10 protein-coding genes are annotated in these 12,983 nt (G+C 31.7%); 8 read left to right on the plus strand and 2 right to left on the minus strand.

From position 1 onward, the window contains the following. The first annotated feature begins 11 nt into the window (after positions 1-11). From hisS to C820_RS08010, 5 genes are all read left to right on the plus strand, one after another. Positions 12-1,259 carry a histidine--tRNA ligase gene (hisS, locus tag C820_RS07990; protein WP_004035012.1) on the plus strand — a complete coding sequence of 416 codons (1,248 nt, stop codon included), beginning with the start codon at positions 12-14 and terminating at the stop codon, positions 1,257-1,259. A 215-nt stretch (positions 1,260-1,474) separates the two neighbouring features. After that, positions 1,475-3,427, plus strand: coding sequence for an S-layer homology domain-containing protein (locus C820_RS07995; RefSeq protein WP_004035009.1), 1,953 nt, complete (start codon positions 1,475-1,477; stop codon positions 3,425-3,427). A gap of 15 nt (positions 3,428-3,442) precedes the next feature. Further along, positions 3,443-4,855 (plus strand): MBOAT family O-acyltransferase, encoded by a 1,413-nt coding sequence (locus tag C820_RS08000; RefSeq protein WP_004035007.1) that lies wholly within the window; start codon positions 3,443-3,445, stop codon positions 4,853-4,855. Between the two features lie 11 nt (positions 4,856-4,866). Further along, positions 4,867-6,192, plus strand: coding sequence for an alginate O-acetyltransferase AlgX-related protein (locus C820_RS08005; protein ID WP_004035006.1), 1,326 nt, complete (start codon positions 4,867-4,869; stop codon positions 6,190-6,192). A 26-nt stretch (positions 6,193-6,218) separates the two neighbouring features. Further along, the gene (locus C820_RS08010) at positions 6,219-6,863 is read left to right on the plus strand and encodes a hypothetical protein (protein ID WP_004035004.1); all 645 of its coding nucleotides are present in this window, start codon (positions 6,219-6,221) and stop codon (positions 6,861-6,863) included. A 45-nt stretch (positions 6,864-6,908) separates the two neighbouring features. On the opposite strand, the gene C820_RS08015 is transcribed toward C820_RS08010, so the two are convergent. Beyond that, complete coding sequence (locus C820_RS08015) at positions 6,909-8,567, minus strand: putative manganese-dependent inorganic diphosphatase (RefSeq protein ID WP_004034996.1); 1,659 nt, start codon at positions 8,565-8,567, stop codon at positions 6,909-6,911. 266 nt (positions 8,568-8,833) lie between these two features. Between C820_RS08015 and C820_RS08020 the strand changes: the two genes are divergently transcribed. The 3 genes from C820_RS08020 to C820_RS08030 all read left to right on the plus strand — a co-directional run bounded on the left by C820_RS08020 (position 8,834) and on the right by C820_RS08030 (position 12,627). Next, positions 8,834-9,133 (plus strand): hypothetical protein, encoded by a 300-nt coding sequence (locus C820_RS08020; protein WP_004034994.1) that lies wholly within the window; start codon positions 8,834-8,836, stop codon positions 9,131-9,133. A 26-nt stretch (positions 9,134-9,159) separates the two neighbouring features. Beyond that, positions 9,160-10,734 carry an NAD(P)/FAD-dependent oxidoreductase gene (locus C820_RS08025; protein ID WP_004034992.1) on the plus strand — a complete coding sequence of 525 codons (1,575 nt, stop codon included), beginning with the start codon at positions 9,160-9,162 and terminating at the stop codon, positions 10,732-10,734. Positions 10,735-10,887: 153 nt separating this feature from the next. After that, positions 10,888-12,627 (plus strand): methyl-accepting chemotaxis protein, encoded by a 1,740-nt coding sequence (locus C820_RS08030; RefSeq protein ID WP_004034990.1) that lies wholly within the window; start codon positions 10,888-10,890, stop codon positions 12,625-12,627. 102 nt (positions 12,628-12,729) lie between these two features. On the opposite strand, the gene C820_RS08035 is transcribed toward C820_RS08030, so the two are convergent. Continuing rightward, positions 12,730-12,894 (minus strand): hypothetical protein, encoded by a 165-nt coding sequence (locus tag C820_RS08035; RefSeq protein WP_004034988.1) that lies wholly within the window; start codon positions 12,892-12,894, stop codon positions 12,730-12,732. Positions 12,895-12,983 lie beyond the last annotated feature (89 nt).

Genomic DNA, 12,983 nt, shown 5'->3' on the forward strand with positions numbered 1-12,983 from the left:
AGGGGATTGCGTTGGCGGTTCAGCTAGTAAAAGGAACAAAAGATTTATATGGAAGTGAAGTATTACAATGGCAACAATTAGAATATAAAATGCGTCAACTTTGTGCAGTATTTGGTATTGGAGAAATGAGAACACCTGTATTTGAATTTACAGAGTTGTTTGCTAGAGGAGTAGGAGAAACAACGGATATTGTACAAAAAGAAATGTACACATTTACAGATGACGGAAATAGAAGCTTGACATTAAGACCAGAAGGCACAGCAGGAACAGTAAGAGCATATATTGAACATGGTATGCACAACCAAGCACAACCTACAAAATTATATTATATTTCTCCTACATTCCGCTGTGAAAATACGCAGGCAGGCAGACAAAGACAATTTCATCAGTTTGGTGTAGAAATGTTTGGCTCTTATAGTGCGGCACAAGATGCAGAGGCAATATCTGTTGCAACAACATTGTTAGAACAGTTAGGTGTTAAAAATGTAGAATTACGTTTGAACAGTTTAGGCTGTGTAGAATGTAGAAACCGCTATAATCAAAAATTAAAAGAATTTATTGCTTCTCATTTAGACAAGCTTTGTGATACTTGTAAACAAAGATATTTAAAAAATCCTTTAAGAGTGTTAGATTGTAAAGAAAAAGGCTGTCAAGAAGTCATTGCAAATGCTCCTTCTGTATTAGATTGTTTAGATGAGGAATGTACAAAGCATTTTGAAAAAGTACAAACAATATTGAAAGAAATGAATATTGCCTTTACAATAGACCCTAAAATTGTAAGGGGATTGGATTATTATACTAGAACAGTGTTTGAATTTGTGTCAGATGGTTTGACAGTATGTGGAGGAGGCCGCTATGACCAGTTAGTAGAACAGTGTGGAGGAAAACCAACAGGAGCAGTAGGTTTTGGCATGGGAATAGAACGCCTTGTAATGATACTAGAAAAACAGTATGGACAGTCAGAACAAAAAAATGATGTTATGCTATATATTGGTGCTATGGGAGAAAAAGGAATGTTAAAATCTCAAGCATTGACATTGCAGATGAGAAAAGCTGGTATTCATGCAGAATGTGATACTGTAGAAAGAAGCGTAAAAGCACAAATGAAATATGCTAATAAAATCAATGCAATGTATACTGTTGTAATAGGAGATACAGAAATAGAAAAAAATAGTGTAGAACTCAAACAAATGCAACAAGGTACAGTAGAAAATATTGCATTAAGTGACTTATTAGAAGTAATGCAACAAAAAATATAACGAAATAATTGAAAAATAAAAAAAGCACCTATATTACTTTAAATAGGTGTTTTTTTATGCAAAATATAAAAATATTTGACTACTATAAAAGTATACTGTCTAATATAATAGTAAAAAATATTGACAGAATATGTCTAAAATTGTATAATGAAAAAAGTGTGTATTATTAAGGATTTTTTTGTATTAGAGAGGTTTAGTAGGGGGAAATTAGTGTTATGAAAGCAAAAATGGCGTTTGCTTTGTTATTGACTATAAGTATTACTACAACATTATTGCCAATGACAGCAATGGCAGAACAGACACAAACAGATGTAGTTGAACAACAAGGGGAACAAATAGCACAACAACAAGAGCAAACAGAACAACAACAGGAACAAACAGGGCAACAACAAAAGCAAACAGAACAACAACAGGAACAAACAGAACAACAACAAGAGCAAACAGAACAGACACAACAAAAAGAGGAACAAAAAAGAACAGTTACTGTAACATTTGATGAAAATGGTGCAGAAGGAACAGCACCAGAAAGCATTATTATTTCAAATGAAAAAGGATATTTATTAGAGCAAAATAATATGACAAAACAAGACTGCTTTTTTTTAGGCTGGGGAATAGAAAAAGAAAGTACAGATGTTTTGTTTTTGAGTGAGGAAGAAATTACAGTGCAAAAATTGCCAGAAGATGTTACAGAAAGTATAACATTATATGCAATTTGGCAGCAGGCACAACAGTGCCAAATATTGTATGATTTAGGCAATTCAGAAATTGTTAGAGAATATACTTATACGGGAAAAACACCTCAAAATATACCAACTGAAAATAAACAAGCAAAACAAATTATTGCTTGGAAAAATGCAGAAAATGAAATAGTAGAAATTGCTTCACAAATAGTATCTGGCAATGTAGCATATACTGCTGTTTATGATATGTCAACAATGCCACAGCAGCCATCACAAAATATAGAAGGTGCTATAGCATTAGAAACAGAAAAACATATAAAATATATGGACGGAAGCAATGGAAATTTTTATCCAGAAAAGGTATTAACAAGAGCAGAAGCGTGCCAAATATTATATATATTATTAAAACAAAAACAGTCCCCTCAAAAAACATTTTCAGATATAGATACACAACAGTGGTATGCAGATGCAGTAGGTACACTTGCCACAATGGGATTAGTAGAAGGATATGGCGAAAATTTTGAGCCAAATAGAGAAATGACAAGAGCAGAGTTTTTAGCGATATTGTCAAAAATATATCCTTCTGATGGTACAATATTGACATTTACTGATGTAACAAGTGAGCATTGGGCAATAGATGCTATATCAAATGCAGCAAAAAGAGGTTGGATTAGTACAACAGAAAATGTGTTACCAGACAATGCTATAAAAAGGCAAGAAGCTGTTGTGATATTAAATAGAGTGCTTGGTAGAACAGGAGATAAAAATACCATAGAAAATACAGACACCAGAATAAGAGAATTTTTTGATGTTTCCCCATCACATTGGGCATATTATGATATTTTAGAAGCTACTGTTGTACATGACTATCAAAAGACAGATAGTGGAGAAAATTGGACAGATTTTCAAAAAGAAAGTTTAAATATTCCTTGTGGACTTTATAGTCAAAACGGTACACTATATTATATAGAAGAAAATGGAGATTTAGCAAGAAATAAAACAATAGGTAATTTTACATTTAATGAAAATGGTGTATATACTACAAATCATGCAGAATTAGATAAAAAACTTTCTGAAATTGTAATGTTACATACAAGTGAAGACATGGCACAAGAACAAAAACTTCGTGTATTGTATGATTATGTAAGAGATGATTACAAATATATAAAAAGACCTTTTGTACAAAAAGGGCAATTGGATTGGGAAGCAGAATATGCAGAAGCTATGATTGATATGCACAAAGGTAACTGCTACAGTTTTGCAGCATTATATTATTATTTAGCCAAACAAATAGGCTATGATGCACACGCTGTTATTGGAACAATAGGACACAACCATTCTCCTCATGGCTGGGTAGAAATTGAAATGAATGGTACAACATATTTATTTGATACAGAGATGGATATGGCATATAGATTGCGTGGACAACAGTATGATTTATATAAAAAGACATACAATGATGCACCTTTTGTATATGTAAAATGGTAAAAAGGGTGGTATATTATGGTTTTTAGTTCTGCCATATTTTTATATTGGTTTTTCCCTATTACATTTTTACTTTATTTTATAATACCGAATAAAAATTGCAGAAATATCATATTGACAGTAGCAAGTATTGTATTTTATGCTTTTGGACAACTGCAATATTTGCCATTGCTTTTATTTTCTGTTTTTTGTAATTATATTTTTGGTATATTGCTTTCAAAACAGTATGTCAGTGTTTCAAAAAGAAAAAATATTGTTACATTTGCTGTTATTGTGAATATTGGTATGCTTTGCATATTTAAGTATACAGATTTTTTCATTGAAAGTTTGAATACAATACTGCATACCCATATTCCCACAACAGGTATACCTTTGCCTATAGGAATATCATTTTTCACATTTCAAGGGATTTCTTATGTGATAGATGTATATAGAAATCGTACAGAGGGAACAAACAATTTTTTAAAAGTACTTTTGTATATTTCATTTTTTCCTCAGCTTATAGCAGGGCCTATTATAAAATATCATGATATTTCAAATGAAATAGACAATAGAGTTTGTACATTAAAAAATACAGCAGAAGGACTAAGGCGTTTTACAATAGGTTTAGCAAAAAAATTGTTGCTTTCTAATACAGTGGGATTAGTAGCAGACAGTGTTTTTCAGTTAAATACAGCACAAATTGATATGCCTTTAGCATGGCTAGGTGCAATTTGTTATGTATTTCAAATTTATTTTGATTTTAGTGGTTATAGTGATATGGCGATAGGCTTGGGTAAAGTATTTGGTTTTCATTTTAAAGAGAATTTCAATTATCCCTATACTGCCGATAGTATTAAAGAATTTTGGAGGAGATGGCATATTTCTTTGTCCTCTTGGTTTAGAGATTATTTGTACATTCCTTTAGGAGGAAATCAGCTAGGAAGGTTTAGAACAGGTATTAATAAATTGATAGTGTTTTTTGCAACAGGATTTTGGCATGGTGCAAATGTAACATTTATATTGTGGGGACTTTTTCATGGACTTTTTTCTGTGCTGGAGCAATCAAATAGTATACCCATTCACAAAATGAAAGGAAAAGTAATAGGACATATTTATACTATGCTGATTGTAACAATAGGTTTTGTACTTTTTAGAAGTGAAAACTTATATCAAGCAGCTAGTATGATAACAAAAATGTTTATAATATCTTCTGTTACATTAGAAAGTACATTGCTTTTTAAACAACTGCTTTCTCATTATACAGTATTTATATTGTTGATTTGTGTAGTAGCTTGTTTAGGCATTGTACCCAAATTGTATCAAAAAGGCATTGTAACAAAAAATGTTGTAGAATGTGGAAGTTATGTATTTGCTATGATACTTTTAGTGTGGAGTGTAATAGATTTGTCTGCATCTACATTTAATCCTTTTATTTATTTTCAATTTTAGGTGTTGTAATTATGAATAAAAATGGTTTATATAGTTTTTTTATAATATTTTTTATGACAATTTGTATATTTCTTTCAGTAGGAATGTTTTTTACAGAACAACCAAAAACGAGAGCAAATGAAATATTAACTCCTAAGCCCTTGCTAAAATTGCCAGAAGGTGGCATCAATAAAAATTATTTGCAAAATGTAACAGACTATGTAAGCGACCATAGTGCTTTTAGAGCAGAGTTGATTACAGTGCATAATAGTATATTGTCAAAAGTATTTCATACTTCTGCATCAAAAGATGTTATATTAGGTAAAGAGGGTTGGCTGTATTATAAAGATACAGAGGACAATTATTTCAGAAAAAATGTTTTGTCTGATGCAGAAATAGAAATTATTGCAAACAATATCAATATGATGCAGCAATATGTGGAAGCACAAGGAGCAAAGTTTTTATTTTTTATTGCACCAAATAAAAATAGTTTGTATGGGCAATATATGCCAGAATTAGGAGAAAAGTTTTCAGAACAAAGTAATGCTCAAAAATTGATGTTGGCATTACAAAAACAAAATATAAATTACATTGATTTTTTTGCTGTATTTGGTGAAAAAGAGGAAATATTGTATCATAAATTAGACTCTCATTGGAATAACAAAGGTGCAGCATTGGCTAGAGATACTATATTAGAAGCATTAGAAATAGAACATGATGTAAAATGGTATTATGAGCCGTATAGCATTGTAAAAAATCATAAAGGCGATTTATATGAAATGCTGTATCCTATGGGAAAAGAATTGGACAATAATGTTGTGTTTGAAAGGGAATTTGTATTTGAAGCAGAAAATGAAATTCATTCCCCAGATGACATACAAATTGATACCATAAATGAAACAAAACAACATTCTTTGTTAATGTTTCGGGACTCTTTTGGCAATGCACTCTATCCTTTTATGGCAGATAGTTTTGGGCATAGCCGTTTTTCCAGAAAAGTGCCATACAATTTAACTGTAATGCAGCAAGTTAATGCAGATGTAGTAATTGTAGAAATTGTGGAAAGAAATATTTCAAATTTGGCAAAATATGCCCCTATTTTTCCATCACCTGTATCACAACAATATATCACACAGTTACAGCAAATAGATGTTTCTGATGTTGTAGTAGAACAAAGTGATTTAGAGGGATATAGCTGTGTTAAGGGAACAATACACAAAAAAGGAAAAGTATATATACAGTGGCAAAACCAAATTTATGAAGCTTTTGTAACAACACAAGAGCAAACTGGACAAGTATTTACTGCTTATGTACCAGAAGGAATAAAAACGGATTTGCAAGCTGTTTTTATAATATAAATGTTTCATAGAGAGGGAGTATTAAAGTGAAAAAAGTAATTATGTTGTTAACAGCGGTTTTTTGTAGTACTATGATATTGACTTCTTGTGGAAGTGGAGGCGAAGCACCACAGCAAATAGAAGAAATAGAACAAACAAATAGTGCAGAAGAAAAACAAAATGAAAAAGAAGTAAAAAAAGCAGAACCAGCAGAAAAGGCACAAGAGGCAGACAAAGCGGAACCGGCACAAAAGCCAGAACAAGCTGAAAAAGCAACACCAGCAGAAAAAGCGGAAACACCACAACAAACACAAAAAGCAACACCAGCAGAACCTGCACAACAGGCACAAACAACGCAAGCAACACCTGCACAAAGTGCAGAACAATCAGAAGGTGCAACACCAGCACAGTCTGCACAACAGGCAACACCAGCAGAGGTACAAAGTGCTGAGCCAGCAACACCAGCAGAACCTGCACAAAAAGCAGCACCAGCAAAAGATACAAAACAAATTGCAATAGATTACATAGGTCAGAGTGCAAGTAGTTTGCAAGGAGCAATAGGAAGCCCTTCTTCTACTGATTATTCTCCTAGTTGTTTAGGAGAAGGAGAAGACGGTGAGTGGAAATATAACGGTTTTACAGTATATACTTATCGTGAAAATGGAGCAGAAACAATAACAGATGTACAATAATAAAAAGCCCGTATGTAGTAAAAATATTACATACGGGTTTGTGCATTATTGTTGTAATGCTGCCATCAATTTCGGTATAAGTTGTTTTTTTCTGGAAACAACACCTTTTAAATAAGAATAATTTTGTCCTTCTGGAAATTCTGCTTTAAAAGCAGATTTCATAATTTCTGGTGAATGTTCACCAACAAATACAGTAATAGAAGACTCCTCTATAATGTCTGTTAGTAAGAAGAAAAGCATATTTAATCCTGTTTTTTCTAAATGAGAAAGCATATATTCTTCAATTTTTGGCTGCAAAGCTTCCAGTTCTTGTTTATCCATAGAAGAAACTTGACCAACACCAAAATTAATATCTTCTGTGCTGAATTTTTTGAAATCCTGATAAAAAATTTCTTCTTCTGTTTTGTCCTGCAAAGCACTACCTGCTCTAAACATTTCTGCTGCATGAAGTGCAATATCAATTTTTGCAATATTTGCTAATGCACCTGCGGCTTGCCTATCTGCTTGTGTGCAAGTTGGAGAGCGGAACATAAGTGTATCTGATATAATAGCAGAACACAAAAGACCTGCAATATTAGGTTCAATTTCTACTTCATTTTCACAATACATTTGATAAACAATAGTAGCAGTACAACCTACAGGCTGATTGCGGAAATATACAGGGGCAATTGTTTCTATTGTGCCTATTTTATGATGGTCAATAATTTCGAGTATTTCTGCATCATCAATGCCATCTACTGCTTGTGACCTTTCGTTATGGTCTACCATAATAACTTTCTTTTTATCCATGTCAATAAGAGAACGACGGGAAAGCATACCACAATAATTACCATCACTATCTAATATAGGAAATTCTCTATGTCTTATTTTTGCTACAGCACTTTTAATGTCATTTACAAAGTCTTCTGTTTTAAACGTGAACAGTTTGCTTGTTTTCATAAAATAACCTACAGGAGTACTTTGGCTAATTAGCCTTGCTACCATGTATGTATCATGAGGAGTACTAATTATACGACAATTATGCTGTGAAGCAAGTTTTTGTATTGTTTTAGAAATAGGAGCTCCCATACAAACAATAATACAACCTGCTTCCATTTCAATACCACAAAGTTGTGACTCGTAACGATTTCCTGTAACTAATATGTCACCTTCTTCTACATAGCTTTCTAAAAGGTCAGGATTTGCTGCACCAATTAAAAGTTTACCTTGTTCTACAAAGCCATTTTCATCACCTACTACCATAGTGCCGTCAATGGTTTCTAATATATTTTTGTAAGGTGTTTTGGATAAAGAAAGTATATGTGTTTCATATACGTCCATATTTGCCGTTGCAATGTCTTTTAATGCAATAATACCTTCTAATTCTCCATTTTTACCAATAACAGGCATAGTAGCATCTTTTGTATCACGCATAAGTGTCCAAGCTTTTTGTAAAGAAGTATTACGAGAAAGGCCTTGTGGCTTTTTGATAGAAAGGTCTTTTACTTGTGTTGCAACATCTGTGATAAGCTGAGGACTTTCTATACCAAATGTTTCTAATATAAATTTTGTTTCATTGCTCACTTGACCCGCTCTCATAGGAATGTAGGTATTGCTACTGATTTTATTTTTTAGATGAGCGTAAGAAATGGCGGAACAAATAGAGTCTGTGTCTGGATTTTTATGTCCTATGACATAAATAGGCTTTTTTTCTTGTACATTCATAAAAATACCTTCTTTCTTTATAGAAATAGATAGCATAAATGCACAGGAGCAATTTATGAAATGCTATTTCAAATGATATAATATTAATATATTTAGTATATAAAAATTACATTTTTTCGTCAATGTTAATATACAAATAAAACATAAAATTTTTGTTTAAAATAAAGAACATAAATAATACTGCAGTGTTAAAAAAGAATTTAAACATTGCATAAAAATATGTTATACTATAATGAAATAAAATATGCAGGAGGACTAGCAAAAAAATGGTAGGAATATTGACGCTTTTTGGAGTAGTATGGATTTTTCAAGGGATAAGAGATTTTTTTATGACAGAAAAATTTGCAGATAAAAAAAAGGGTATTATAGAACAAAAAAAAATAGAATATACCAAAGGATTAGGTAAAATTGAATTATTTATTGGTGTGTTATTTATATTGTTTGAAAAAATAGTACAACGATATTTAGTAGGAAAATATAGTGCAATATTATTTTTTGCAGTAATGATAGTGATATTGGTGTATTTTTCAAAATGGAGCAAACAATATACTATAAAAAAAGAATAACAATAGTGAGAGGATAATAACATGATATGATAAGAGTGGGAGAAATTAAATTAAAAATAGAAGAAAATGAAAGTGAATTAAAACAAAAAATTGTAAAAAAGCTGCATATCAATGCAGAGGAAATATTAGAACAAAGTATTTATAAAAAAGCATTAGATGCAAGAAAAAAAGAAAACATTCACTATGTTTATACAGTAGATGTTAAACTAAAAAATGAAAAAAAAGTATTAGAGCGTATCAGAACAAAAGATGTAACAATAACGCCTGATATGACATATTATTTTCCTCAAGGAAAATCGCTTTTAAATACAAGACCTGTTGTAGTGGGGTTTGGGCCAGCAGGAATGTTTGCAGGTCTTTTGCTTGCAGAAATGGGACTAAAACCGATTATATTAGAAAGAGGAGAAGATATTGATAACAGAACAAAAACAGTAGAATTGTTTTGGAAAAAAAAGGAATTGAATACAGAAAGCAATGTACAGTTTGGAGAAGGAGGAGCAGGAGCATTTTCAGACGGAAAATTAACAACAAGGAGTAAAGATATACGTTCTAGAAAAGTGCTTGAAGAATTTGTAGAAGCAGGTGCACCGCCTCAAATATTGTATGATAATAAACCGCATATTGGTACAGATAAATTAAAAACTATAGTAAAAAATATTAGAAAAAAAATTATAGCATTAGGGGGTGAAGTTCGATTTTGTAGTAAAGTAACTGATTTAAAAATAGCACAAAGAAATATAAAAGGTGTTATAGTAAATGATGAAGAAAGAATTAATACAGAAGCAGTAGTGTTAGCAACAGGACATAGTGCAAGAGATATGTATGAACTTTTAAATAAAAAAGGGATTTATATGGAGCAAAAACCTTTTGCAATGGGCATTAGAATAGAACATAAACAGCAAATGATAAATGAAGTACAATATAGAGAAAAAGCAAAACAGCTCCCTCCAGCAGACTATAGACTTACTTATACTACTCAAAAAGGTAGAGCAGTATATACATTTTGTATGTGTCCAGGAGGATATGTTGTAAATGCTTCTTCTGAAAAAGGATATACTGCTATAAATGGTATGAGTGAATATAAAAGAGATGGTGTTAATGCTAATAGTGCAATTTTAGTACAAGTTTTTCCTCAAGATTTTGGAAATGATGAGCCTTTAGCTGGTATGTATTTGCAAAGAGAATTAGAACAAAAAGCATTTCAGAAAGCAAATGGTGCTGTACCTGTACAGCTATTAGGGGATTTTTTAAAACAAAAGTGTTCTCAAAATTGGGGAGAAATACAAAGTAGTTGTCCCTCTGAAGTATGTTTTTGTAATATAGCGGAAATACTTCCTCAATTTATCACAGAAGCATTGCAAGAAGCCATACCAGAATTTGGAAAAAAATTAAAAGGATTTGATGCGGATTATGCTGTAATTAGTGCAGTAGAGAGTAGAAGTTCCTCTCCTGTTAGAATTGTAAGAAATAAGCAAATACAAAGCATTTCTGTAAGTGGACTTTATGCTGTAGGAGAAGGTGCTGGCTATGCTGGAGGGATTGTATCAGCAGCCATTGATGGTATTGTTGCAGCAGAAAAAATTTTTCAAATACACAAATAAAATCAGTTTCGACAACATAAAAAGAAAAATGAAATCTATTGACAATGTTATAGCCAAGTGCTAAAATTTACTTGATTGAAATTTCTGTTAATATTCTGGTCAAATAGTGACAGAAATAAATGAATAGCATAATAATCAAGAGGGGGATTGTCAGTGAGAAAGTTAAGTATTAAAAGTAGACTTTTGGGTGGTTTTATATGCGTAATTGTACTATCTGCAGTTATGACAATAATTTCTATTTTTTCATTATCTAGTATAAGTAATAATTATCAAACAACAATTAATGGACCAATAACTGATACGACAACATTGATAAGAGCAAGATTACATTTAAACATTTTAGGAAAATATGTACGTGATATGATTATACAAGATGATTATTCACAATATGAAGCGAAATTTAGAGAAACACAGGCAGATTTAGAAGAAGAGCTTACTACATTAAAACAAAAATATGGTAATTCAATAAGTGAAGTAAATCAGTATTATGATAAGGTAATAACATGGATTTCGGAAGCGGATAGGGTAATATTGTATTTACAAGCCCATGCTGATGAAGAAGCAAAAGATTTATTGATTAATAGCTGTATTCCTCTTTTGGCAGAGTCGGCAGAAATGGCTGAAATATTGGAAAATGATTTACATACACAACAAACAGATGCCTTAACAAGTAATGAAAGAAGTGCAACAGCAGCTTCATTGTTTGTAACTGTTTTACTTATTGCAAGCATTATAATTTCATTAATATTTGCTATATTTATTACAAGAAGTATTACAGAACCTATTAGAGAAGTACAAAAAGTAGCAAGAAAAATGTCTGAAGGTGATTTAAGTGGAGAAATTGAATATCAATCCACAGATGTTATAGGAGAACTTGCAGATGATGTTAGATTATCATTAAAGACACTTGCTTCTTATATAGCAGATATTAGTTTAGTAACAGGAGAAATGGCAAACGGAAATTTTACAGTACATTTGTCACAAGATTTTAATGGAGAGTTTAGAGATATTCAAAGTGCTATTGAAACATTATCCAGAAATATGTCTGATACGATTGTAAGAGTAAATGACACAGCAAATAAAGTGTCTGCAAATGCAGAACAAGTATCTAGTGGTTCTCAGGCATTAGCACAAGGTGCTACAGAACAAGCAAGCTCTGTAGAAGAACTTTCTGCAACCATTACAGAAATATCACAACAAATTACAAAGAATGCAGAAAATGCGAGAGAAGCAAGTAAAAAATCACAAAAAGCAGGCGACCAAATTGATATTAGCAATGAACAAATGCACGAAATGATGACAGCAATGAATGAAATTACAGAGAAATCACAAGAAATTTCTAAAATCATTAAAACAATTGACGATATTGCATTCCAAACAAATATACTTGCACTCAATGCTGCAGTAGAAGCAGCAAGAGCAGGTACAGCAGGAAAAGGATTTGCTGTTGTAGCAGATGAAGTTAGAAATTTGGCAGGAAAATCTGGAGAAGCTGCAAGTAGTACAACAATATTGATAGGAGATACTGTAAAAGCAGTAGGAAATGGCTCTAGAATTGCAGAAGAAACAGCAAAAACATTAGAAGAAGCTGTTTCTGTAACAAAAGAAGTTGTTACATTGATTGATACTATTGCAGAAGCAAGTGAAAAACAAGCAACTGCTGTAAGTAATGTTACAATTGGTGTTGAACAAATTTCTGCTGTAGTTCAAACAAACTCAGCAACAAGTGAAGAAAGTGCAGCAGCCAGTGAAGAATTGTCTGCACAGGCAGCTGATATGAGAAGATTGATAACAAAATTTCAGTGTGATGGCATGGAAAATAATGCCATTACATTAAATATAGAACCAGAAGAAGACTATAATTTTGTAGTAGATGATATGAGCAAATATTAATAAAAATGTGTGAAAAGGCTTTTGACCAAAATAGTCAAAAGCCTTTTGTTTATTTAGCAATAATAGTACTATGATAAATAAAAAATGTGTGAAACAGTAATGTTAACGTATATTTTCTGAGAATGTTTTTAGTTCTTCTAAGCTTCTTATATCAGAAGAGTGAAGATTGACATTTCCACTTGCTCCTTCTGATAATGTCAAATAATATTCTTTTGCGTGAATATTAGAATTGAGCAAATCATTTACATTTTTTATGTTTTTAGACATTATTATCACCTCAGTGCTATTTTGTACAAAATACTTTTTTTTATGCAAAACAATATGAAAGTGATATTATTTTTAGAAATAATAGAGAA

Origin of the sequence: Clostridium sp. MD294 (assembly GCF_000364165.2) — a bacterium.
In the GTDB taxonomy this organism is placed as follows: domain Bacteria; phylum Bacillota; class Clostridia; order Lachnospirales; family Anaerotignaceae; genus Coprocola.